Raw genomic sequence first — 23,873 nt, forward strand, 5'->3', positions numbered from 1 at the left:
GGGGGTTGCTACTGCGCAAGCGATTAAAGCAGCATTCTGCCCGCCGACAGGGCTTTATGACTTCTCTTCTTCATCGCCGTAATAGAGCACGCCAAGCTTAATCAGCGGACGACCCTGGTTTTTGCGATGCAGATTGCTGTCACGCAGCGAATAGACGCAGCCGCAGTATTCCTGCTGATAAAACCGTTCGCGCTTGCTGATCTCGATCATGCGTGCCGAACCGCCTTTCTTACGCCAGTTGTAGTCCCAGTATACCAGGTCGGGATAAGGCGCCGCGGCGCGTTCACCGCAGTCGTTAATCTGCTGCATGTTTTTCCAGCGCGAAATACCTAAACAGCTGGTCATCGCCGGAAAACCGTGTTCATGCGCATAAAGCGCGGTACGTTCAAAACGCATATCGAAACACATAGTGCAGCGCGCGCCGCGTTCCGGCTCCCATTCCATTCCTTTGGCACGCTCAAACCAGTTATCGGTATCGTAGTCGGCATCGACAAAAGGCACGCCGTGCTTTTCAGCGAAGCGGATATTCTCTTCCTTACGCAGCAGATATTCCTTTTGCGGATGAATATTCGGGTTGTAGAAGAAGATGGTGTAGTCGATCCCGGCCGCGGCAATGGCTTCCATGACTTCGCCAGAGCAGGGCGCGCAGCAGGAGTGCAGCAGCAGTTTGTCAGCGCCATTCGGCAAGGTTAGCGGCGGACGTGTGATATCGCTCATTGTATCAGGCTCCATTTTTTTAAACAGGGCAAGTTTAGGCGGATGGTCGTGCAATGTCACGGCTTCAGGTCCGCTATAAAAGTCTGCGGGTTACCTGGCTTTCACCCCTTGAAGTGATAGACTGGCAGGCGTTTATTTCCGTTAACCGAGTGATTATGAGCGAGTTCGACAGCATCGCAGCAGCACCAGACCAGTACACAGAAGACCAGCAGCTAATGCAGCGCCTGCTGGCCGTGTACGACAGCAAAACGCTTGTGGCAACGCTACAACAGGTTGGTCACCATAGCTGGACGCGGGAAGCGTTAAGCCGCTGGCTGAAAGGAGCGGGCAATCCGTTAAGCGAGGCGGAGGCCAGCGCGCTGGCGGCTATGCTGCCGCAACCGCCGGCGCACCATCCGCACTATGCTTTTCGTTTTATCGATCTGTTCGCCGGCATTGGCGGTATCCGCAGCGGTTTCGAAGCTATTGGTGGCCAGTGCGTGTTTACCAGCGAATGGAATAAATACTCGGTCAGAACCTATAAGGCGAACTGGTATTGCGATCCGCAGGCGCACGTCTTTAACCAGGATATCCGCGACGTCACGCTCAGCGCCAGCCCGGTTAGCGAGCAGGAAGCCTATCGGCATATTGACCAGCAGGTGCCGGATCACGACGTATTGTTGGCCGGTTTCCCCTGTCAGCCGTTCTCGCTGGCGGGCGTCTCGAAGAAAAATGCGTTGGGCCGCGCCCACGGCTTTGAGTGCGAAGCGCAGGGTACGCTCTTTTTCGACGTGGCCCGCATTATTACCGCGAAAAAACCGGCTATTTTCGTGCTGGAAAACGTCAAAAACCTGAAAAGCCACGATAAGGGTAAAACCTTCCGCATCATTATGCAGACGCTGGACGAGCTGGGCTATGACGTGGCCGATGCGGAAATCAACGGCGCGGCGGATCCCAAAATCGTCGATGGTAAACACTTCCTGCCGCAGCACCGCGAGCGTATTGTGCTGGTGGGCTTCAGGCGCGATCTGCAACTGCCAAAATTCAGCCTCTCTGTCCTTTCCTCGCTCTATCCGCAGCAGCGCGTGATGCTGCGCGATTTGCTGGATAAGGAAGTGGCAGCAAAATATATTCTGACGCCAACGTTGTGGAAATATCTCTACAACTACGCCAAAAAGCATCAGGCGAAAGGCAACGGCTTTGGTTACGGCCTGGTCGATCCGCAGAAGGAGCACGGCGTGGTGCGCACGCTTTCTGCCCGTTACTATAAGGACGGTTCGGAAATCCTGATCGATCGCGGCTGGGACAAAATGCTTGGCGAAGAAGATTTTGACCATCCGCAAAACCAGCTGCGCCGTCCGCGTCGCCTGACGCCACGGGAGTGCGCTCGCCTGATGGGCTTTGAAACGCCAGGCGGCAACAGCTTTCGCATTCCGGTTTCGGACAGCCAGGCCTATCGCCAGTTTGGCAACTCGGTGGTGGTACCCGCTTTTGCCGCGGTCGCCAGGTTGCTTCAGCCCTGGATTGCGCAGGCGGTAAAGCAGAAGAAAGCTTCTCGCTAAAGGTCGGCCATCTGAATAAATCAGCAGCAGTGCGGCGCGCCCACTGCTGCTGATTGCTTTGCGGCCGCTGGCACAGAAGGGCACTATACTTAAGCCACGATAAGGAAGGTGCTATGGCTGACGTACATACCTCAGAAATCCGCAGTAAAAACATGCGCGCCATCCGCACGCAGGATACGGCGATTGAAACCCGGCTGGCGGAACTGCTGGCAAACCTGGGCTTCAGCTATCGCGTGCAGGACAAGTCGCTACCGGGAAAACCGGATTTTGTGCTGGAGAGCCACAAGGCCATTATCTTTGTCCACGGCTGTTTCTGGCATCATCATAACTGCTACCTTTTCAAAGTCCCCGCCACGCGAACCGAATTCTGGCTTAACAAAATCAACGGTAACGTCGAGCGCGACCAACGCTTTATCCAGGAACTCAGCGCAAGCGGCTGGCGGGTAATGATTATCTGGGAATGCGCGTTGCGCAATAAAAAGAAGCTGAGCGATGAAGCTATCGGTTCCCGACTGGAGGAGTGGATTTTCGCCGCAGAAGGCAACGGCGAAATTGACTGGCAGGGTATTCATCCACTGGACGATGCCCGTCCTAATCAGCCCTGACGGATTTAATCACCGGTCTGCCGAGGAAAAGATATTTGCCCAGCGTCACCAGCACCACCGCCAGCACGATAATGCCCAGCGCCAGCCATTCGCGCGGCGTCAGGCTCTCGCCGGCAAATCCCATCCCCAGCAATACGGCAACCACCGGATTAACATAGGCGTAGCTGGTGGCGATAGCCGGGCTAACGTTGCGAATAAGAAACATATAGGCGTTGATAGCGATAACGGAACCGAACAGCGTCAGATAGCCCAGCGCCAGAAACCCGGACAGCGCGGGCGCAGCGGCCAGCTTTTCGCCGCTGAGCTGGCTGCCCAGCAGCAAAACCATGCCGGCGGCTAACATTTCAACTGCACCAGCCATCATGCCCGCAGGCAGAGCAATACGCGATCCCCATACCGAGCCAAACGCCCAGCTGACAGAGCCGATCAGGATCATCAATGCCGCCCAGGGATTACCGGCCAGATGTCCGCTGCTGTTGAGCAGAATAATGCCCACCAGCCCGACGGCAATTCCCAGCCATTCTATCCAGCGGCCAGGCATGCCAAACAGGCGGCTAAAGCACATGGCAAACAGCGGCACGGTAGCGACCATTACGGCGGCAATGCCGGACGGCACCTGCTGGTGCTCTGCAATCGTTACCGCGCCGTTGCCGACCGCCAGCAGCATAATGCCGACCAGCGCGGCATTGCCTGTCGCCCGCCAGCCGGGCAGCTTTTCACCACGCAGCAGCAGGAAAACCAGCAGCACCGTCCCGGCCAGCAGAAAGCGGAGTCCGGCCATCATCATTGGCGGCCAGCTCTCCACGCCCACGCGGATCGCGAAATAGGTTGAGCCCCAGATAAAGTAAAGGGCAAACAAAGCGGCCAGGAGAGGAAGCAAAGCGGGCGAGCGGCGTAACATAAATTTTCTCGGTGCAGATAAAAGGCGGTTACGGTAACGTTAAAATCTTGTTTCAACCAGATGAATAGTCACTTTTTTTAGCTGAAAAAGCGATTCAGGCCACATAATTTGCATCTCTCGCGCATACTTGCTTAGTATGCTCTCTTTAACATCCTGTAACAGAGGCGGTGATGGCCAGTATCAAACTGACAGTCAGGCGGCTGTATAAACTCAGCGGCGAGCGGATGGTCAACACGCAGGCCACCGCGCGCATTTTCGTTGGCAATCGCCTGGTTGCCACGGAAGAGATTAGCGGGATGACCGAAAGTCCGGTCAGCAAATTTCTGCATCACGATTTGGCTGAAAACGCGCCGGTACGGGTAGAGTGGGATTGCGATGGCGTGGCGGATATGGCGGTAGCGGCGGTGGAAGTCTGCCCCTGCTGCCAGCATGATGAACATTAAATAAGGAAGGGTATTTTGGCAGGAAGTAGTTTACTGACGTTACTGGACGATATCACCACGCTGATGGACGATATTTCGGTGATGGGCAAAGTCGCCGCAAAGAAGACGGTTGGCGTGCTGGGCGACGACCTGTCGCTGAACGCGCAGCAGGTTAGCGGCGTCAAGGCCAACCGCGAGCTGCCGGTGGTCTGGGGTGTGGCAAAAGGATCCTTTTTAAATAAGCTGATTCTGGTGCCGCTGGCGTTAGCAATCAGCGCCTGGATCCCCTGGGCGATTACGCCGTTGCTGATGCTCGGTGGCGCTTACCTGAGCTATGAAGGCGTAGAGAAAGTCGTTCACAGCCTGCACGGTAAAAAAGAGAACAGCGACGAGGCGCGCGAACAGCGGCTACGTAATCTCTCACAGCAGGAAGCGGCCGCCTTTGAGAAGAAAAAGGTAAAAGGCGCGGTGCGCACCGATTTTATTCTGTCAGCGGAGATCGTGGCGATCACGCTGGGCATCGTGTCAGAGGCGCCGCTGCTTAATCAGATAGTTATCCTCGCGGGTATCGCTATTCTGGTGACGATTGGCGTATACGGAATCGTAGCCTGCATTGTGAAAATCGACGATCTAGGCCTGTGGCTGAAACAGAAATCTTCGTCGCTGGCGCAGGGTATCGGTGGTGTGTTGCTGACGCTGGCACCTAAAATGATGAAGGTGCTGACGGTGGTGGGCACGCTGGCGATGTTTTTGGTCGGCGGCGGGATTATTGCGCACGGCGTGCCGTTTATTCATCACTATATTGAGCATCTGGCCGCCGGGTACGGTGGCATCGTCAGCTCGCTGGTGAGCAACGGCGCCAACCTGGTACTCGGTTTTATTGTCGGATCGATCGTGCTGTGCGTGGTAAATCTGGCTGGCAAACTGCGGTCATAATCAGTATAAAGACAGCCCTTCACCAAACCGGGAGCGAAGATGAAAGACGATATGTTTGAATTTGATATTGATGCCGAGCTGGAGCAGGCGGAAGCCAACGCGGAAAAAAAAGCCAGCGAAGTGCCGACTGACCTGGGCGATGAAGCAGACTGCGAAGGCTGCAAAATCTAACCCTGGCGTCAAAACTTTTAAGCGGAAGAGCCTCTCTTCCGCTTTTTTTATGTCTTCTTTACAGGTTTGCCACTCTTTGCGGCTGGCTGGGCTGCTGCTGTTGCGCATTAACGGTACGCGACAGATAGCTCGCCACGTAATTCGCTGACGCCATGCTCAGATGGTTGTTATCAAACAGCAGCGGTTTACCGTTGACCAGCATGTTGCATTTATTCTGCTGACAGAGCACGGAAGAGGGCATAAAGCGCACTACGCCAGCATCAATATACTTTTTGATATTGTCGAACGCCGGATTGTTAAAGGCGAACTGCGGATCGCGTCCACGCGCCAGCGTGGTAGGAACATCAACACCCGGCGACGGCACTGGTCCAACAATAATTACCTTCTTGCCGTGCGCCATCAGCTGCTCAGCGCTCTCATTCAGATTGCGGTAGAACGAGGTGGGATAAGCTTCATAGCGTGCCACCATCACCACCACCTTAATCGCCTTGTCCGCTTCGATAAAATTGATGGCGCGCTGGTTGTGCGCAATACAGTTCGGCCGCACGTCCAGCTGGAAGCCAAGGGCCGGTGGGCAAGCGGAATAGGTGATTTCATAGAGCGAAACGTGGTTATTACCCAGCGCGCGGGAAAGTTCTACACCATGACTGTCGCCCCAGACGGCTACCGTCGGTTTCTCTGTGCCAAAGTGACAGTAGCTCGACGTTTCCGGCACGCCGCCGTTAAAGTGGCAGCTGCTTCTGGCCGGACTAAAGTCTTTGTGCGCCGCGATAAACGCCTGCGTCTGCGGGCTAAAGCGCGTTGGCCAGCCGCCTTTGGTCCAGGTTGCCGCGCTCACCGCGACCAGAATGGCCAGGCCGACGGCGCTGGTTTTATATAAGCGCGCGGCAGGAAAGGCGCTGCGGTTGCGGAAAGGACGTTCGATAAAGCGCCAGGAAAGCGTGGCGATCACTAACGACACCGCGACCACCAGCCAGCGTCCGCTGCTGTCCATCAGCAGATTCCAGTTGCGGAAAAAGACAATCAGCGGCCAGTGCCACAGATAAAGCGAATAGGAAATCAGCCCGATAAACACCACGGGTTTCAGCGACAGCAGCTTGCCAACCAGCGTTTGCTGCGCCGCAAAGATAATGCACACGCTGCCAAAAACCGGTAGCGCGGCGGCATAGCCAGGAAACGCCGTCTTTGCATTGAACAGGAAAACGCTGCCGACGATAGCGGCAAAACCGGCCAACGCAATCAGCTCATTAAGCAAAGCGCTGCGCGGCTTCGCCACGCGGTTCAGCGCCAGCAGTGAACCGGCCATGAGTTCCCACGTGCGTGAAGGCAGCAGGTAGAAAGCGGCGGAAGGTTTCGGGCCGGTAAGGAAAATGCTTAACAGGAAAGAGGCGGCAAAAATACCCAGCAGGAACAGGTCGGGCTTGCGCTTCAGCTTAACGATGATAAAGAACAGGATAATTGGCGCAAAGATATAGAACTGCTCCTCGACGCCCAACGACCAGGTATGCAGCAGCGGCCGCTCTTCAGCATCGCTGGAGAAATAGCCCGACTTGCGCCAGCTGACGATATTCGACACAAACAGCAGCGCCCCGGCAACCTCTTTTGGCAGGAAGTTGTAGTCGTCAGGCAGCAGCGCAAAAGGCGCCACCAGCAGCACAAATAGAATCACCGAAAACAGGGCGGGGAAAATACGACGAATACGCCGTTCATAGAAGTCGATAATGCTGTAGCTGCTGTTATGGATATCCTTCAACAGGATGGAAGTAATCAAAAAACCACTGATCACAAAGAAAACGTCAACGCCGACATAGCCGCCTGAAAACGTACTGAAGCCGGCATGGAAGAGTAAAACGGGCACGATCGCTAACGCGCGCAGGCCGTCTATATCCGGTCGATATTTGATATTCACAGAAACTCCTGTCAGAGGAATGTTACAAAGCTACGTAAAATAAAGACAATATAGGTAAATTTGTGTTAACTAAACCAGTATCATCTTAAACGAAGCCTAAACGGCATTTTTCAGATTAGTGCCGCTGATGTTTTTATAAGTCACTGTTTATTTGAATTTTTCAGAAGGGGTAAGGCAGTGTGCTTCTTTTGTTACACTATCCAATGCAGTATTATCAGGAAGCGGGACTCTGGCAATAGCATAAATAGTTAAGTATTAACAATATTCACATTCACATAAGCGGAATGCCCGGTATTAACATTGAGCTATTGTCCTCTCAAAAGCTTTATATCTACCTGCCACTGGTTCAACTTGTTATAAAGTGCAGTACGTGAAATCCCCAGTTGCTGCGCGGACTGGCGTAGATTGCCTTTTTTCTCACTGACTACTTTCAGCACATGTTGGCGTTCATTGTGCTGTAATGAAGGCAGCGTATCTGTACTGCTTACTCCTGCTTTCGTGCGGGTCATTTCCTCAGGTAAATCTTGACAGTCGATCTCCAGTTGTTCACATAAATTGACCATACGCTCGACCAGATTTTCAAGTTCGCGCACGTTGCCGGGCCAGTGCCAGTTTTGCATGCAGCTCAGGGCCTCGGCTGTTACGCGCGGAGTGATACGTTTAAGACGGGCACAAAGTGACTGAATAAAACCATTAACTAATTCGGGAATATCTTCCTGCCGCTGACGCAGCGGTGGAATTTCCAGCGAAATGACGTTCAGTCGATAGTAGAGGTCTCGACGGAAAGCCCCTTTCTCCACCGCATCCAGCAAATTACAGTGAGTCGCGGCGATAATGCGCACATTAATGCGAATGGGGTGTGCTGCGCCAATACGCAGCACTTCGTTTTCCTGCAATACGCGCAGCAAACTGGTTTGCGCCTCCAGCGGCATTTCACCAATTTCATCAAGAAACAGAGTGCCGCCATCAGCCAGCTCAAATTTGCCCGCCGAACCGCCACGACGTGATCCAGTGAAGGCACCATCACTGTAGCCAAACAGCTCGCTCTGTATTAAATCTCTTGGCAATGCGCCACAGTTCAACGCAATGAAAGGTTCCTGGTGGCGTGAACTGGCGTTATGAATTGCTTGTGCGAATAGCTCCTTACCTGTACCGCTTTCACCGGTCAGCAATACGGTACTGTCGGTTCGGCTGCTGGCGCGAGCCTTTTGCATGGCCTGTAATAGCGATGGCGCATTACCCCGGATCATTTCGAAACGGTAACTGGCACTAACACCCATCACTCTACGCGTAATAGCACGGATACGCTGGTTTTCGCGCAGCGATAATACCCTTCCGCCGTCAGGCGCTGGCATTAATGAAATCAGACAGGAAACAGGCTGCAGGCCGCCCGGAACAAATTGCAATTCACGATCGTTGCAAAACGGCATAGTAAGCAAAGAACCCTCCTGTGGCTGTAGAAGCGTGTCGATAGAGCCACTATCCGGGTCGAGCCCGGGAAATATTTGCCGGGCATAGCGGTTGAGGGTTTTGATGCGCCCAAAACGATCGCTGACAATCACGCCTTCATTCAGCGTTTCCAGGATGGATTGTTGCTCTGCCAGCAATCGTTGCAGCATCAGCTGTTGGCCCACGGCTTCTGCTGCTGCCTGAACGGTGCCCAGCGTATGCGTATTGAAATTATCTGGCGTAGCGGTCAGCGTCAGAACGCCAATAAGCTGCCCGCTGGCATCGCGAACAGGAGCAGCGGCACACTGGCGGTTGCGTTTGCGCAAAGCCAGCTTCCAGTTTTCACCACTTAATACATATACCAGTCGCTGCTCTGTCAGACAGCGGGCCGTGCAGTTTGTACCCAGCACGTCTTCACGAAGAATACTGCCAACCGGCGTTAAATCGGCACCACAATAATGTAGCGTTACCCCCTGGGCATCGGTCAAATTAATATGACTATCCGGGTTATAGGCCAGCAGGTTTTCCATAATGCTCTGTGCTACCCGGATTAGCGCTGCATTGTGTTCAAGGATACTGGCCAGTTCATCGGGGGGAGGAGCAACGTAATTAAAGGAGGATAAATCGATATTGCGCATTTGCGAGCGCTGCCAGGATTGCAAAATGCCGGGCCGTATCCAGGCAGGTTTTTCACCTCGTTCAAAGCTATGCCAGCCTTGCCAAAGCAAATTGTCCCAGTGAGCAAATTCCGTATTGGTCGGAAGGCTAAAAATAGGGTCGCTTTCATCTTTAAAAGGCAAACGTTCAATGGCGTACATAGCGCGCTCCGCATAGCAAATGAAATGTACATTTTATTGACATGTTAAGTTTACATGTAAATTTTATTGCCGTTTTGTGAGTTAAATCCGTGCCGCGTCTCACATAATTTCCTTTTTTGTCATTGGCATCAGCTTTGCAATAGCTATGGCAAGTGTGCTCATTGCGCAAAAAAGGAAATAAATAACATGCGTAAACATAATTTAAGGCTGATCCTTTTCATCTGCTCTATCGCTTCACTAAGCGGCGTTATCCTGGGTTATGACGCCTCGGTTATCTCCGGCGTTATCGATCCATTTTCGGAACATTTCAACCTTTCGCCCTGGGAAAGTGGCTGGGCCGTTTCAAATGTTATTTTGGGATGTGTCTTCGGGGCCTGGGGGGTCGGCTACATTTCCGACCGGATTGGGCGTAAATCGACGCTAATTGCTACCGCAGTTCTGTTTGTCATCTCTGCTGCTGGCGCAGCGTTAGCCAACTCCTTAACCGATTTTGTAATTTATCGGCTTATCGGCGGACTGGCAGTAGGCATGGCCTCCGCTATTACTCCGCTGTATATCGCTGAAATATCGCCAAAAGACTGGCGGGGCCGCATGCTGGGTTTGCAACAGATGCTCATGGTTGGCGGTCAGGTAACCGTATATGTGGTGAATTACTTTATTGCGCGCGGAATGACGCATGAGTGGCTGGTTAATGCAGGTTGGCGCTGGATGCTGGCTTCTGGCGTGGTGCCCTGTGCACTCTTTCTGCTGTTAGTGCCGTTTATGCCTGAATCGCCAAGATGGCTGGCGCTTAAAGGGAAAACAGAGCGCGCCCATGAGGTATTGACGCGTTTATCTAACGGACAGCATGCCGATCGTTTACTCCAGGAGATCCTTATTTCTTTCCGGCACGAAAGCGCGCAGTCAAACCAGCGCAGTATTTTACGTGACCAACGCGCCCGCTACATTTTGTTAATTGGCTGCGCTATTGCCGTTCTGCAACAGGTGTCCGGCATCAATATTCTGCTTTACTACGCGCCGTCGCTGCTAAAAAACATTTCTGGAAGCATGCAAACTTCGCTATTCCAGAGCATTTTTTTGGGCCTTGCGCTACTGGTGGGGGTAGCTGTTTGCCTGAGCGTGATTGATCGTCTGGGCCGTACGCCGTTGCTACGTTGGGGAGCGCTTGGCTGTGCGCTATGTCTGATGTTTACTTCATGGGCATTTATTACGCAGGTAGAAGGTTTATTGCCGGTAGTTGGTCTGGTGGCCTTTGTGTTGATCTTTGGTCTGTCATGGAGTCTTGGTGCCTGGCTGCTGATATCTGAAATTTTCCCTAACCGTATTCGTGCCGTGGCAATGGGGTTCGCTTTTTCATCCATGTATGTAGCGAATTTTATCGTCACGCAAAGTTTTCCAATGATGAACCGCAGCGTCCTGCTGATGGCACGCTTTCATGGCGCGTTTCCGCTCATGCTGTGTGCTTTGGGATGCCTGGTGGCGTTCTGGTTTGTAAAACGTTTTCTGCCGGAAACTCGCGGCGTTTCGCTTGAGCATATTGAACCCCTCATGCTTTCCAAATCCCGTCGTTTTGCCGAAGAGGCGCGGCGACCTTTAGAACCTCTTTCTACCCACATCGGTAACCCTGAACAATAAGGAGTAAATTATGACTTTTCAAAAACCACCGGTACGTGTTGGCCTGATTGGCGCAGGACGTATGGGAAGCTTTCACGCTGAAAACCTTGCCTGGCGCGTGCCCGGTGCAACTCTGGCAGCCGTGGCCGATCCACAGCCAGGCGCAGCGGCGAAACTGGCCGAAAAACTCGGCGTTGAAAAAGCTTATAGCAACCTGCATGAGCTGTTAATGGATGCTGAAATTGATGCCGTTGTTATCGCTTCGCCAGCCCGCACGCATGCTGAATGGGTTATTGCCGCAGTCAGCGCAGGCAAACATGTGTTTTGTGAAAAACCGATGGCGGTTACGCTGGATGAGGCGGACCGTGCTATTGCAGCGGCCAAAGGAGCAGGCGTGGTATTGCAGGTTGGCTTTAACCGACGCTTTGACAGCGGATTTGCGGCCGCAATAGCAGCAGTGAAAGCGGGTGAGAATGGCACAACGCAATTAAGCCGCTCGGTCACCCGCGATCCAGCCTTACGCGATCCGGCACCCATACCACAATGGACAATATTCCTTGAAACCCTGATCCATGATTTCGATACGCTGTTGCACTTTAACTATGGCGCTAAGCCGGTGGAAGTTTATGCGCTGGCTGATGCGTTGGTGCGCCCGGATTTCAAAGATAAGGGGTTACTTGACACCTCGGTAGTGACTATCCGTTTTGATAACGGCGCTATTGCCACCGCTGAGGCCAATTTCCAGGCAGTTTATGGCTACGACGTACGTGGTGAAGTTTTCGGTAGTAAAGGCATGTTACAGGCTGGCCATATCAACGCCACTAACTGCGTGCGTTACCATGCCGACGGCATCGCGATTGAAACCTCCCGCATGGACTCCGATCTGCTGCGTGAAGCCTACGTAATGGAAATGATTGAGTTTGCCCGCTGCATCCGCACAGGAGAAACGCCGCGTGCTACTGGCGAAGATGCACGCAACGCACTTGAAATCGCGTTAGCCTGTATTGAATCCGTGAAGCACGGCCAGCCAGTCAAGCTGGGAGGCCGCTAATGTGCAGCTATCAACTCTCCGTATGTGCCGAAATGGTTTTTCTCGATCTGCCGTTTGTAGAACGGGTCAAGCGTATTCACGAGCTGGGTTTTGGTGTTGAAATCTGGGGATGGGCCAATAAAGACATTGCCGCGCTGGCTGCTACTGGTGCACGTTTTACCTCTATGACCGGTTATCTGTCAGGTAATTTGCTCGATAAAGAAGAGATCCAACAGCTGCTCCAAAGCGCGGAAGCTTCGCTGGCCGTGGCAGAGCGCTTAAATTGTCCGACGCTCAATTTGCATGGTACCGGGCTCGATGACAAAGGCCTGCCGGTAAAGCCCGTGGAAACCATCACCGGTGAAATGTGGCTAAAAGCTGCAGATACGTTACGTAAAATAGCGCGGCTGGGTGAGGGCGCAGGTCGAGTATTTACGCTAGAAAACCTTAATCTGCCGGTTGATCACCCGGGAACACCGTTTGCACTGGCGGCCGATACGCTGGCGCTGGTAGAGACTGTTGACAGCCCCGCGCTGAAAATGAATCTTGACCTTTATCACGCACAAATTGGCGAAGGTAATTTGATTGCCCTGATCCGTCGAGCGGGCGCGGCAATAGGCGAAATTCAGGTCGCCGATGTGCCTGGCCGTCAGCAGCCGGGTACAGGTGAAATCAATTATCGTGCTATCGCACGCGTGCTGCATGAGGTCGACTATCAGGGAACGGTAGCGATGGAAGGTTGGGCCAGTGGGGACAGTACCGCCGCACTGCTGCAATTTCGCGACTGTTTTACACTATAAAAATTACGGTGACAGGCACTTTCCGTGACCTGTCGTTAAAATTTACTTTTGATATCAAACGTTGCTCCATTGTGAATAACCTTGTAGTCACCGCTCAAGAAACAATGGACTCGTTTGATATTCATACCACGCCACATATAGCAGCTCCTCACTTAAAGTTACCTGACAATACTTATTTCCTTTTTTTATTTTTCGCATTTTTAACTGCTTATTTATATTTAACAAAAGTTTTACCTACTGTTAACGGCGCAACGGACAATTGCCTGCTATACCTGAATTTCCCCCCAGAAAAGCATTTTGCATAAGGAGTAGGCATGATCCTGGTCAGTGAGGCGGTACAGCTTAAAGAAGGTGGTCCGGCGATGGTTGTCACCGGCCATGCCAGCGGCATGGTAGAGTGTCGCTGGTACGATGGGCACAGCGTCAGGCGTGAAGCCTTTCGGGAAGAGGAGCTTTGCGCCCTTAACGAGGAGCAAAACCAACTTGCCAGCTGAGCCGATAAACGGGACGAAAATTTTCGTCCTGTTTTCATTTACTTCCTGCAAATCCCTCAGGCACAACTAAACTGAAACATCGATTCTGCCATCAGGGAGCTTTGTTGCGTGAAGTTAGCTCAGGGTTTTTTTCATTCCCGCCCGCAAGCGGTGATTCACGCCTGTTTTCTGCTGGTCTTTCTCTTTTCCTCTTTTCTGACCTGGCGCGAGGCGGAGGTATTAAAAGATACCTATGAGCTTAACCAGCAGGCCAGCCTGAATATGCTTTCCGGCGAGCTGGATCGCCAGTTCCAGTTCAGCCTCGATCAGCTTCTCTTTTATCGCAATATGCTACAGCAGGTGATGCGCGCGCCGGCTGAAAGCAACGATATGCGCCTACAGCTGCAAAATTTTGCGCTGCTACGTCGCCAGCCGATCTGGCACCTTTATGCCAGCGCAACGCGCGGCCTGCCGTTAACCGGGATTGCAGACAGCCAGCTGGCACGCTTTCCGCTACTAAAGCGGGACAATGAAAGAATGCGCAAAGAGCTGGTGGCGACGCTGGTGATGAGTCTGATCCTGCAACTCAACGATGCCGGCAAAGATTTCCATTCACGCCTCTGGTATCTCTCGCGTTCCGGGTTCTGGCTCAGCTCAACGCCCCTGCTGCACGACAATGAAACGCTCAGCCACTTCGAACAAAGCACTAAAGCGTTCTGGTTTACCTCGATGCGGCCAGAGATTAACCCGCTGCGGCAATCGCGCTGGAGCGGCCTCTATGCCACCGCCAGAGAGCGGGACGTGCTGACGCTGAGCCTGCCGCTGGATCTGGATGGCTACTGGTATGGCGTGCTGGCAATGGACTTCCCGGCTAACCGCATCAGTCAGCAGTTGCAGCAGGCGCTGCCGCAGCGCGCTAAGGGCAGCCTGCTGTTTTACAACACGCATTTCACCTTACTGGCCAGTACGGCAGGCAGTAAAACACTTGTCGAACAGTTTACGCCGACGCAGCTTCACCGGCTAACAAAGGCTATCTCCCTCGGCGGCCAGGGCACGCTGCGATTAGGCTTGCGTCACGTTAGCTGGGTAAAAACGCACAATGCCGAAGGCGTCCTGATTAAGGTAGATACGCTACGTCAGGGGCTGGCCAGCGATACCGGAAGAGTAGCGCTGGCGCTGCTGGGCATGTGGCTGCTGTTTACCCTGGTGCTGCTGCTGTCGCATCAGGCCATTTTCCGTCTGGTCGGGCGCATGCTAAAGATGCAGGAAACTTTCCGCTGGCGCGCCAGTCATGACGGCCTGACGAAAATGCTTAACCGTACGGCATTTTTTGAGCAGGCGGAGGCGCTAATTCAGGAAAGCCAACAGCGGAATATACCTTTTTCTGTCATCCAGCTGGATTTGGATCACTTCAAGCAGATTAATGACAATTATGGCCATGAAGCGGGCGATCGCGTGCTGTCCTACGCCGCTGCGGTGATCCATGAAACTATTGGCGAAGCAACGGCAGGGCGCGTGGGTGGCGAGGAATTTTGTATTGTGCTCTCGGCCAGCGCCAGCGAGGCGCGCGACGTGGCCGAGCGAGTACGTCTGACGCTGGCCAGAAAACAGGTATTTGCCGGTAATTCTGCGTGGCTGCGGATTTCGGCGTCGCTGGGCGTCGCCTCCAGCCAGGAAACCGGCGAATACAATTTTGACAGCCTGCGCTCAATAGCCGATCGCAGGCTCTATCTGGCTAAAGCAACGGGTAGAAACCGCGTCTGCGACCGCGACTAAACGTTGCCTTCATTATCTTCTTCCACCGCCTTGTAAATCCGCTGCATAATATCGGGAAAAGCAGACTGCACGCGGCTCCAGCTGGGAATAAATGGTTTCTCATTGGGGCGTTCAATAAAGGACTGGCCCGCTTCCAGAATCGACTGGGTAAACATTTCGACCGCCGCTTCCTCCGCATGCTGGTCAAACCGTAGCCCGTTCATCGACGCTTCATGGCTATAAATTTCCATCATATCCAGCGCGTTACGGTAGTAGGTGGCTTTCAGCACGCGAAAAGAGTCGCTGGTCAGATTAACGCCCATCGTCGCCATCTTACGCAGTAAAGACTGCACAATATCGTTACTCATGCGCTTCAGCCCGCCGGTGCCATCATCTTCAGCCAGAGGCTGATGCTTGTGATCGTAGTGATGGGCGATCTCGACCTGGCAACTCTGCCGCGTGGTGTAGTTGCGATAAATTTCCGAAAGCACGCCGATTTCCAGCCCCCAGTCGCCGGGGATTTTGATGTTATTCAGCACGTGCGTGCGCATCGCGAACTCGCCGGAAAGCGGATAGCGGAAGCTGGTTAAATAGTCGAGATATTCCGAATGGCCGTAAACCTTTTGCAGCGACCGCAGCAGTGGCCCAACCAGCAGGCGGCCAACGCGGCCGTTCAGTTTATTATCGGCCACGCGGGCGTAAAAGCCCTTACAAAACTCATACTGGAAAGCCGGATTGGCAAGCGGATAGAGCAACCGAGCCAGCATACCGCGCTCATAGGTGACGATATCGCAGTCGTGCAGCGCCACGCAGCTTGACCGTTCAGACGCCAGCGTATAGCCGGTACAAAACCAGACGTTCCGGCCTTTTCCTGGCTGCGAAGGCGAAAGACCCTCTTTATCCAGCTCGGCGTCAATCGCCTTCAGGCGTGGGCCATCATTCCATAAAATTCGGTGACGCTGCGGCAGGCGGGAAAAAAATTCACGAGCGTGTAGAAACTGGTCACGGTCGGCGCGATCCAGGCCAATCACGATCTCTTCAAGATAGGGGACTTTCGCCAGTTCATCGACGATATTGCCCAACGCCGGGCCTTCCAGTTCAGAAAAAAGGGAAGGCAGGATTAACCCCATTTTGCGGCGCTCGGCAAAATAAACCAGTTCTTTTTCCAGCTCCTCGACCGGACGTGCGGTGAGATTATGAAAATTGGTGATAACGCCGTTCTGGAAAAAATCACTCATCGCGTATTCCTTAAGGCTGGCCCGTCTGGCGGGCGGGTTTATTGCGTTATATAGTGCGTCAGGCCTTCGCTCCAGCCTTGCGGGCCAAAACCTGCGCTATAAAAGATATGCTCTTTATCCTGACGTTTTAGCTCAACGGCGTTTTTACTGTAGCCTTTGATCACCACGGCATAATCGACTTTATCCAGCATGGGCGCGTCGTTAGGGCCATCGCCAAGACCTATGGTTATCCAGCGGCCTTTCCCGGAGGCGGGAAAATGCGTTAGTAGCCAGCTCAGCGCTGCGCCTTTACCGCGTCCCTGATTCATGACGTGCCAGAAGCGACCGCCCTGAACCAGCTCCAGTTCGTGTTTTGCCAGCGCCTGCTGAAAAAAGGTAAATTGCTCTGTCGTATCGCGCCAGATCAGGCTTTCCGAGCCTTCACGCGTTTTAGCAAGCGCCGCATCGTGCGGCGTCAGCCCTGTCCAGTCCGCCACCTCTTTCTCTGAAACATCCGCGAAGCCGGTAAATTTAAAACCGTGTTGCTCACGCAGCTGCGCGAGCGTGGCGCAAATCGCGGCATAACTTTTACCACCCGGAAGAGAAGCCGTAGCGCTATTTTGCTGCTGCCATTTAACCACGGCACCGTTTTCGGCTATAAAAGGCGCGCCGGTGATGCCCAGCGAGCGCTGGAGAGGGACGATTTCAGCAGCGGTTTTACTGGAGCAAATTACCAGCGGTACCGCAGCGGACTGCAGGCGATCCAGCCAGGCCTGAGCGGGCTGCCAGCTGTAGGTATGGTGATCCAGCAGCGAACCATCCAAATCGGTAATGATCATAAGCGGGTCATGCAGCGCTGGCATCGTTATTTCTCCTTCTGTCCGAACGCGGTGCAGGATAATCAAGTATAGCGTTATCCGCCGGAGGCGAAGGGTGGAGCGCTGTTTAAACGAGACGGTTGTACCAGGATTAGTCTCAAAAAACAGAGAGAAATGAAGAGGGCGGGGAAAAGCAGTCGCTAACTTTTGACGCCGTTTCCGGGCGGTTTTATGAAGGGCAGAAGGTGGATAAATTCACAGGCGTTTTGCATCAGGCGACGTGTTTAAGATTCTTCTTAAGAGCGGGTTCGGTCAGACTGTGCTTAGAGAGTTTTCTCTGTAACGAATTTTCCTTTCTTTCCCGGCTTCTGGCCGGGTTTTTTTTGCGCTTTTCAGCGCTATATCCCGGAAAAAAGACAAAAAAAAGCCCGCGCTGCGCGGGCAAAAATCCTTGTTACTTTTTAGGTTGACTGCGCCTTTGGGGTTGGTGCAGTGAGGACAGTGTAAGCCGTGTAGTTGTCAGAAGTCTCACTGTAAAACGTTAAAAAAGTGAAAATAACGCTTATTGATTACGTTGTTTTACACGCGCGCGCCGAGCGAAACGGCAAATTGCCGCTATAATCAATAAACGATTACAAAACAAGCTGTTATCCGACGCTATGGAGGCATCATGGATTTTTTACGTATTATTATCGCTATTCTTCTGCCACCGCTGGGCGTATTTATGCAGGTAGGTTTTGGCGGCGCTTTCTGGCTAAATATCTTACTGACCCTGTGCGGCTATATTCCCGGTATCGTCCATGCCGTATGGGTCATTGCCCGCCGTTAACGGCTACGCTATCTTAGCAATCTGGCGTGTTATCAGAGGAAATCAGATGAAGGTGAACGATCGGGTTACGGTAAAAACCGACGGCGGGCCGCGCAGAGCCGGAAAGGTGCTGGCGGTTGAAGACTTTAGCGAAGGCACTATGTACCTGGTCGCGCTGGAAGAGTATCCGCAGGGCATCTGGTTTTTTAATGAAACAGGGCATCGCGACGGCATTTTTGTTGAGCCGCAGCAGTAGCCAGCCATCCAGCAAAAGGGCGAATTTCTCGCCCTTTTTTATTGCCAGCTTAAAACCAGCTCCTGTCACCGTGGTTAACGACAGGGATTAATCAAAAAGTTTCCCAGTTACCGGCTTCTGCCAGCGCGGGCTTTACTGCCGTTGGCCTGGTCTTAGATGCCGCTGGCCGAACGCTGTTTTGTACGCTGCCGCTCAGATGGAAAGCGGCTACGGCCTGAGTAAGATGGGAAGCCTGATCTTCCAGCGAAGAGGCGGCCACGGTTGCCTCTTTAACCAGCGATGCGTTTTGCTGAGTCGCGTTATCCATTTCCGATACGGCCAGGCTTATCTGCTGAATACCACGGCTTTGCTCATCTGAAGCAGAAGCGATCTCGGTCATGATGTTCGTTACGCCGCCCACGGCTTCGACGATATCCGTCATCTTTTCACCTGCGTTGCCTACCTGATATAAACCCTGTCCGACCAGGCTCACCGATTCGGCTATCAATCCTTCAATCTCTTTTGCTGCACCGGCGCTACGCTGCGCCAGACTGCGTACTTCGCTGGCGACTACGGCAAAACCACGGCCCTGTTCACCAGCCCGCGCGGCCTCTACGGCGGCGTTAAGCGCCAGAATATTCGTTTGAAAAGCGATGCTGTTAATAACGGTGGTGATTTCAGCTATTTTCTTCGAGCTGGTAGAAATATTGTTCATGGTACTGATAACGCCGGAAACAATGTCGCCGCCCTGGCGAGCTTTGCCGGAGGCATCGTTAGCAAGCTGACTGGCAAAATGGGCGTTTTCCGCGTTCTGCTTCACCGTTGCGGTAAGCTGCTCCATGCTGGCAGCGGTTTCTTCCAGCGCGGCCGCCTGCCGATCCGTACGGGAAGAAAGATCGCTGTTGCCCGCCGAGATCTCCGTCGATCCCTGATAAATGGCCATTGCGCCCTCACGTACCGTGCCGACCGTTTTTTCCAGCGCCTGCTGCATGGTTTGCAGATGGCTGCCCAGCGTGCCGATTTCACTACGTCCCCAGCTTTGCGGCGTGGCGGTCAGGTCGCCGTGGGAAATACGCTCAATTCTGTCTACCGCATTGCGCAGCGGGGCGATAACGACGCGGCGCAGGAAAATAAAGGTTGCCAGCGTCAGCAATAGCGCGGCGGCAAAGGCGCTGGCCATCATGATAAAGCCCATACGCGTTTGCGCTTCTGCTCTGGCATTAATGGCGGTGGCGCGCTGGGTACGAATGGCAATTGCCTTTAGCAGCACGGCGTTATAAGCGTCATCCAGGTTACGAGTGACGTCCGTTTCCCGACTGAGCACGCTTTCAAAACTACCGGCCTGTGCATTCTTTATCATCGGTACCAGGCCCTGATTAAGGTAGGCCGTAAAGCGGGTAGTCAGTTCACCATCCAGCGCTTCATCCTCTGGCGTTTTAATCCGGCGATGCATATAGGCCTGAAAATTATCGGTAGCCAGCTTAATTCTGTTTTCAACCTGCTTAAGGTTTTTGTCAAACAGCTCCATATTCCCCTCACGCACCGCTGCGCCAGCGTGGATAAGGTTAAGCCGGGCCGTGCGCATATGGTTGGAGCTATTGGAAATAGCCATGCGTACCTGAATTTCTTCAGTAACATCCTGAAGTGACCGGTTACTCTGGATCAGGTAATAGCTGGCAAGCCCAATACAAAGCGCGAATAAAAGCAGGATAGCGCCGAGAATCGCGCTAAAAAGAGGAACCAGACGCAAATGTTGCCAGAAACTGATGTGGGAATCGCCCACATTTTGGGAAAATGATTTCATACCCTTTCGCTCTTTGCTGGGGAAACGAAGCGGCAGGCCTCGCTCTGTTTACAAGACATCGGCAGAAAGTGAGGAAAGATTACGGATGAAGTGTGATTTGGCTAACAGAAGTGAACAAAAAAGCCGACGGTGTCGTCGGCTTTTTTTTGTGCTTAGCGAACGTTAACGTAGATACCGCTGGTAACGTTATCGGTCAGGCGAACCACATGGTAAATAACCTGTTTGTTGTGTGTTTTAATCTTACGTTTAATATTGCCTTTGTGCGAAGAAACCGTCTTGGCCTTAATTTGCATTTTGTCCGATATTTGAATCGTATCGTGGCCAGACATCCACATTTTCAGCATGTTTGACTCGGTTTGGCTTAGCGTCAATGGATGAACATCGAAACCAGCGGAATAGCGAGGTGAAACATTTAGTTTTTTCTGGAAATAGGAAACCAGTAAATTATCAAGTGTCGCAGGCTTAATCGATTTTGACGTAATAATCAGGTTCTTACGAACGTAGAGGTATTCCTCAAAATGGATATTGGAGATAGCCATAAAGATAAAAAACAGTGTGTCAGGATGCTGTGTAATAATATCTCTGATGCGCTCACTGGCATCTGCTTCATAAATAAAACAATCTTCGTTAATAAACACGACGCCAGGTTGAACCTGTTGACATTTAATCTGTAGCTGATCGATATCGGTAACGGAAGTAATATATTTCTTTTTAACTCCCTTAACCGACATATAGTCAGTAAGGCCTAAGCGTGTGTAGCTGCATGAATCCATTATAATTGTTGGCATAACTGCGACCCTCACCAAATTGTTATTCGTTTAAACTAACGATGAATTACGCGTTGTGTAAGTTACGAGAGTAATATGTTCTGTTTTCAGTTTTATTATTTGTACTCAGCATTAACACTGTCAGTTTAGCGCTAATTTGATCGATCTATGCTTGAGATAACCGTTTAGTCCGGGCACATAATGCACAGCTACCAGGATAAAAACCGCTTCCAGGCCGAGTGCCTGACGGATGCAGACTGCATCCCTTTTGTGAACCACGCCACTATCGCGCAGAACGCAGAAAAACCTGATAGGACGATTCCTAAAAAACATTCACTACACGAATGAGTGCGTGACAAGCGGTGCTGACAATGCCGTAAAACGCGGTTTTATACAAGAAAAACTACAAAAAATAAAAACTTCAGTAAAAACAGTCCCTTTTGAAGCTCACTCTGTTTAACTTTCACGCAACATCCGAGCTGTTTCGTTAAACAAAATACGCTAAGTGGCTTTTAATAAGAATAATTTTCATTGAAGTCGGCAATTTATCAGATTTTCCTTAGGTTATTTCTGTGAAGCGTGGTTTGAAAAATGCACTAAAACATTCTATGCGCTTAACTATGCATCATTGGGTTGTCTTATAGGGTGGGGTAACACTTAAGTTTATCTGGCGGGAAGCTCATTAAGGATCTGCGAGAGTAAATCAAATACTTCACTAAACAGATGCTCGCAGAAAGGGGCGAGGAGCGGCATCATCAGGCTCATAAAGACAAGGCCGATTGATAAGGTGATGGGAAAGCCAATAGCAAATACCGACAGCTGAGGTGTAACACGGTTTAACAAACCCAGTGCCAGGTTAATGATGAGCAGCAGAGTTATCAAGGGTAGCGCTAATCGCATTCCATTAAGGAAAATCAAACTGGCTGCACGCGTTAGCGCCAGAAAAGCGTTGCCATTGACTAAATCACCGCCAATCGGCAGCGTATGAAAGCTGTCTGCCACCATAGAAATCAACCAGAGATGACCGTTAAAGGATAAAAACAGCAACATCGCGAGCATATCCATAAAACGGGCCAGCACCGGCATATTCAGTCGGCTGGCAGGATCGAAGAAGGTGGCGAAGGAGATTCCCATTTGTAAACCAATCACTTCCCCGGCTGTTCTCACCGCCGCAAAAGCGAATTGCATCGTAAAACCTATAGCGACGCCTATAAGAATCTGCTGAATCAACAGCCACAGGCCTGAAAATGAGAACAAGGCGATGTTCACGGGCGGCAGCGTCGGGATCAGCACATAAGTGATCAGCAGGCCCAGACCCAGCTTTACTTTTTTGCTGATCGATTTTTCGCTCAAGATCGGCGCGGTCATGATTAACGCCAGCACGCGGGCGAGAGGCCAGAAAAGTTGGCCTACCCATAACACCAGCTGGCTGCTGTCGAAGTTAATCATTTAGCCGATCATGGTTGGCAGGTTGGTAAACAAGGTGCGCATGTAGTCCAGCACCAGGTTCAGCATCCACGGGCCAGCCACCACGATAGTGGCAACCACGGCGAGGACTTTAGGAATAAAAGAGAGCGTCTGCTCGTTGATCTGCGTCGCAGCCTGAATGAGGCTGATAAACAAACCGCTAAACAGGGCAGCCAGCAGCAGCGGAGCCGCCAGCAGCAGCGCGACGTGCAGCGCATCATGACCAATTGACATAACCGATTCAGGTGTCATCACGACTCCGGGAAATAATAGTGCTTTGGAATGTCGTCAGCGCAGGTTGTGCCGCGACACCGTTGTTTCGGGTTAGCCCGTTTATGAGTAAAAACTTTGCGCCAGCGAACTAATCAACAGCTGCCAGCCGTCTACCAGCACAAACAGCATGAGCTTAAAGGGCAACGCTATCGTCGCGGGCGGTACCATCATCATCCCCAGCGCCATCAGTACGCTGGCGACCACCAGGTCAATAATCAAAAAAGGAATAAAGACGGTAAAGCCAATCTGGAAAGCCGTTTTCAGTTCGCTGGTCACATAGGCTGGCAGCAAAATACGCATTGGCACGGCTTCCGGCCCCTGTAACGGCGGCGTATTAGCCAGGCGGGCAAACAGAGCCAGATCCGCTTCGCGCGTCTGGCGCAACATAAATTCCCGCAGCGGCTGCGCGCCTTTATCAATGGCATCCTGCATGCTCATCTTATCTTCGCTGAACGGCAGATAAGCGTCCTGATACATCTTGTCGAACACCGGACTCATAATAAAAAAGGTCAAAAACAGCGCCAGGCCAAGCAGTACCTGGTTTGGCGGGGCGGATGGCGTGCCCAGTGCGTTACGCAGCAGGCCAAACACAATGATGATGCGCGTGAAGCTGGTCATCATCAGCAAAATAGCAGGCAAAAAGGTCAGCGAGGTAATAAATACCAGCGTCTGTACCGGCAGCGACCAGCTCTGGCCGCCGTTTGCCGTTGGGCGGCTAATCAGGCCTGGCAGCTGGGCGTGAACTTCAGGGGCCAACAGCAACAGCAAGGCCAGCAGGGGAAAAATGCGTTTCATTTTGGTTTTCCAGCGCGTTTAATTAGCTCTAAAACCTGACGGAAATCGCGCGGCGGCGGCTCTTCCGGATTTTCCTGCGCCGTTGACGGCGGCAGGGTATGCAAATGGGTGATCTGCTGCGCCGTCACACCCAGCACCAGCCGGGCATCTTCCACGTCAACAATCACTACGCGCTCGCGCTGTCCAACCTGACAGCTGGCGCTAACGGACAAACCGTGTTGTCCACGCTTGCCCGTTTTCGGCGTAAAGCCAAGGCGTTTGGCAAGCCAGGCGCAGGCCAGAATTAACAGAATAATCGCGGCCAGTACGCTGCTCACCTGGGCCAGCACCGAACCGGTAGAAACGGTCGGCTGTCCCACAGGCTGCTGTTGCATCATCGGTGAGTGGATAACCGACTGCTGGCCCGCATTGTTCTGCGTTTGGCTCGCAGACTGTTGCTGACCCGCATCGTTCTGCGTTTGGTTCGCAGACTGTTGCTGGCCCGCATTGTTGTGCGTTTGGCTCGCAGACTGTTGCTGACCCGCATCGTTCTGCGTTTGGTTCGCAGA

General features: G+C 52.5%; 24 protein-coding genes. 12 read left to right on the forward strand and 12 right to left on the reverse strand.

All coding sequences use genetic code 11. From position 1 onward, the window contains the following. Nucleotides 1-54: 54 nt before the first annotated feature. Nucleotides 55-717 (reverse strand): epoxyqueuosine reductase QueH, encoded by a 663-nt coding sequence (locus KUE00_RS06780; protein ID WP_246758917.1) that lies wholly within the window; start codon nt 715-717, stop codon nt 55-57. Between the two features lie 155 nt (nt 718-872). Between KUE00_RS06780 and KUE00_RS06785 the strand changes: the two genes are divergently transcribed. After that, complete coding sequence (locus KUE00_RS06785; protein WP_246759290.1) at nt 873-2,258, forward strand: DNA cytosine methyltransferase; 1,386 nt, start codon at nt 873-875, stop codon at nt 2,256-2,258. A 113-nt stretch (nt 2,259-2,371) separates the two neighbouring features. Next, on the forward strand, nt 2,372-2,863 hold the full coding sequence (locus tag KUE00_RS06790) for a very short patch repair endonuclease (RefSeq protein WP_246758918.1): 492 nt from the start codon (nt 2,372-2,374) through the stop codon (nt 2,861-2,863). On the opposite strand, the gene yedA is transcribed toward KUE00_RS06790, so the two are convergent. Then, nucleotides 2,850-3,764 carry a drug/metabolite exporter YedA gene (gene yedA, locus KUE00_RS06795; RefSeq protein WP_246758919.1) on the reverse strand — a complete coding sequence of 305 codons (915 nt, stop codon included), beginning with the start codon at nt 3,762-3,764 and terminating at the stop codon, nt 2,850-2,852. The two genes, KUE00_RS06790 and yedA, sit on opposite strands and share 14 nt — an antisense overlap. 170 nt (nt 3,765-3,934) lie before the next feature. On the opposite strand from yedA, the gene KUE00_RS06800 reads away from it, so the two are divergent. From KUE00_RS06800 to KUE00_RS21840, 3 genes are read left to right on the forward strand one after another with little or no spacing between them, the layout of a single operon-like run. Continuing rightward, complete coding sequence (locus tag KUE00_RS06800; RefSeq protein WP_246758920.1) at nt 3,935-4,207, forward strand: hypothetical protein; 273 nt, start codon at nt 3,935-3,937, stop codon at nt 4,205-4,207. Nucleotides 4,208-4,222: 15 nt separating this feature from the next. Further along, nucleotides 4,223-5,122 (forward strand): DUF808 family protein, encoded by a 900-nt coding sequence (locus KUE00_RS06805; RefSeq protein WP_246758921.1) that lies wholly within the window; start codon nt 4,223-4,225, stop codon nt 5,120-5,122. Nucleotides 5,123-5,161: 39 nt separating this feature from the next. Beyond that, nucleotides 5,162-5,293: a hypothetical protein gene (locus KUE00_RS21840; protein ID WP_281434520.1), complete on the forward strand. Its 132-nt coding sequence runs from the start codon at nt 5,162-5,164 to the stop codon at nt 5,291-5,293. Nucleotides 5,294-5,351: 58 nt separating this feature from the next. Here KUE00_RS21840 and KUE00_RS06810 read toward each other — a convergent pair whose 3' ends face one another. Then, a complete protein-coding gene (locus tag KUE00_RS06810) occupies nt 5,352-7,202 on the reverse strand; it encodes an acyltransferase family protein (RefSeq protein ID WP_246758923.1) in 1,851 nt (616 codons plus the stop codon). Between the two features lie 305 nt (nt 7,203-7,507). After that, a complete protein-coding gene (locus tag KUE00_RS06815) occupies nt 7,508-9,469 on the reverse strand; it encodes a sigma-54-dependent Fis family transcriptional regulator (protein ID WP_246758924.1) in 1,962 nt (653 codons plus the stop codon). Nucleotides 9,470-9,655: 186 nt separating this feature from the next. Between KUE00_RS06815 and KUE00_RS06820 the strand changes: the two genes are divergently transcribed. The 5 genes from KUE00_RS06820 to dgcQ all read left to right on the forward strand — a co-directional run bounded on the left by KUE00_RS06820 (nt 9,656) and on the right by dgcQ (nt 15,162). After that, nucleotides 9,656-11,104: a sugar porter family MFS transporter gene (locus KUE00_RS06820; RefSeq protein WP_246758925.1), complete on the forward strand. Its 1,449-nt coding sequence runs from the start codon at nt 9,656-9,658 to the stop codon at nt 11,102-11,104. 10 nt (nt 11,105-11,114) lie between these two features. Beyond that, the gene (locus KUE00_RS06825; protein ID WP_246758926.1) at nt 11,115-12,134 is read left to right on the forward strand and encodes a Gfo/Idh/MocA family oxidoreductase; all 1,020 of its coding nucleotides are present in this window, start codon (nt 11,115-11,117) and stop codon (nt 12,132-12,134) included. Further along, complete coding sequence (locus tag KUE00_RS06830; protein WP_246758927.1) at nt 12,134-12,913, forward strand: TIM barrel protein; 780 nt, start codon at nt 12,134-12,136, stop codon at nt 12,911-12,913. Before KUE00_RS06825 ends, KUE00_RS06830 begins: the two co-directional genes overlap by 1 nt. A gap of 314 nt (nt 12,914-13,227) precedes the next feature. Further along, entirely contained in the window at nt 13,228-13,407 is a 180-nt protein-coding gene (locus KUE00_RS06835) for a YodC family protein (protein WP_246758928.1), read from the forward strand. Nucleotides 13,408-13,515: 108 nt separating this feature from the next. Beyond that, complete coding sequence (gene dgcQ, locus KUE00_RS06840) at nt 13,516-15,162, forward strand: cellulose biosynthesis regulator diguanylate cyclase DgcQ (protein ID WP_246758930.1); 1,647 nt, start codon at nt 13,516-13,518, stop codon at nt 15,160-15,162. On the opposite strand, the gene KUE00_RS06845 is transcribed toward dgcQ, so the two are convergent. Together KUE00_RS06845 and KUE00_RS06850 are read right to left on the reverse strand one after the other, a co-directional pair. Beyond that, on the reverse strand, nt 15,159-16,379 hold the full coding sequence (locus tag KUE00_RS06845; RefSeq protein ID WP_246758931.1) for a glycosyltransferase family protein: 1,221 nt from the start codon (nt 16,377-16,379) through the stop codon (nt 15,159-15,161). The two genes, dgcQ and KUE00_RS06845, sit on opposite strands and share 4 nt — an antisense overlap. A 38-nt stretch (nt 16,380-16,417) precedes the next feature. Beyond that, nucleotides 16,418-17,221: a mannosyl-3-phosphoglycerate phosphatase-related protein gene (locus tag KUE00_RS06850; protein ID WP_246758932.1), complete on the reverse strand. Its 804-nt coding sequence runs from the start codon at nt 17,219-17,221 to the stop codon at nt 16,418-16,420. A 625-nt stretch (nt 17,222-17,846) separates the two neighbouring features. On the opposite strand from KUE00_RS06850, the gene KUE00_RS06855 reads away from it, so the two are divergent. Both KUE00_RS06855 and dsrB read left to right on the forward strand, forming a co-directional pair. Further along, a complete protein-coding gene (locus tag KUE00_RS06855) occupies nt 17,847-18,005 on the forward strand; it encodes a YqaE/Pmp3 family membrane protein (RefSeq protein ID WP_246758933.1) in 159 nt (52 codons plus the stop codon). Between the two features lie 46 nt (nt 18,006-18,051). Continuing rightward, on the forward strand, nt 18,052-18,240 hold the full coding sequence (gene dsrB / locus KUE00_RS06860) for a protein DsrB (protein ID WP_246758934.1): 189 nt from the start codon (nt 18,052-18,054) through the stop codon (nt 18,238-18,240). A 91-nt stretch (nt 18,241-18,331) separates the two neighbouring features. Here dsrB and KUE00_RS06865 read toward each other — a convergent pair whose 3' ends face one another. The 6 genes from KUE00_RS06865 to fliO all read right to left on the reverse strand — a co-directional run bounded on the left by KUE00_RS06865 (nt 18,332) and on the right by fliO (nt 23,702). Then, entirely contained in the window at nt 18,332-20,023 is a 1,692-nt protein-coding gene (locus tag KUE00_RS06865) for a methyl-accepting chemotaxis protein (protein ID WP_246758935.1), read from the reverse strand. A gap of 152 nt (nt 20,024-20,175) precedes the next feature. Continuing rightward, nucleotides 20,176-20,811, reverse strand: a complete 636-nt coding sequence (gene rcsA, locus KUE00_RS06870) for a transcriptional regulator RcsA (protein WP_246758937.1) — start codon at nt 20,809-20,811, stop codon at nt 20,176-20,178. A gap of 642 nt (nt 20,812-21,453) precedes the next feature. After that, nucleotides 21,454-22,239: a flagellar biosynthetic protein FliR gene (gene fliR, locus KUE00_RS06875; protein WP_246758939.1), complete on the reverse strand. Its 786-nt coding sequence runs from the start codon at nt 22,237-22,239 to the stop codon at nt 21,454-21,456. Next, on the reverse strand, nt 22,240-22,509 hold the full coding sequence (gene fliQ / locus KUE00_RS06880; protein WP_246758941.1) for a flagellar biosynthesis protein FliQ: 270 nt from the start codon (nt 22,507-22,509) through the stop codon (nt 22,240-22,242). It lies immediately after the preceding gene. A gap of 81 nt (nt 22,510-22,590) precedes the next feature. Then, nucleotides 22,591-23,325: a flagellar type III secretion system pore protein FliP gene (fliP, locus tag KUE00_RS06885; RefSeq protein WP_246758942.1), complete on the reverse strand. Its 735-nt coding sequence runs from the start codon at nt 23,323-23,325 to the stop codon at nt 22,591-22,593. After that, nucleotides 23,322-23,702: a flagellar biosynthetic protein FliO gene (gene fliO / locus KUE00_RS06890; protein WP_246759292.1), complete on the reverse strand. Its 381-nt coding sequence runs from the start codon at nt 23,700-23,702 to the stop codon at nt 23,322-23,324. Before fliO ends, fliP begins: the two co-directional genes overlap by 4 nt. Nucleotides 23,703-23,873: the final 171 nt, after the last annotated feature.

The sequence above is a fragment of the Erwinia phyllosphaerae genome, from assembly GCF_019132875.1.
GTDB classification, from domain to species: domain Bacteria; phylum Pseudomonadota; class Gammaproteobacteria; order Enterobacterales; family Enterobacteriaceae; genus Erwinia; species Erwinia phyllosphaerae.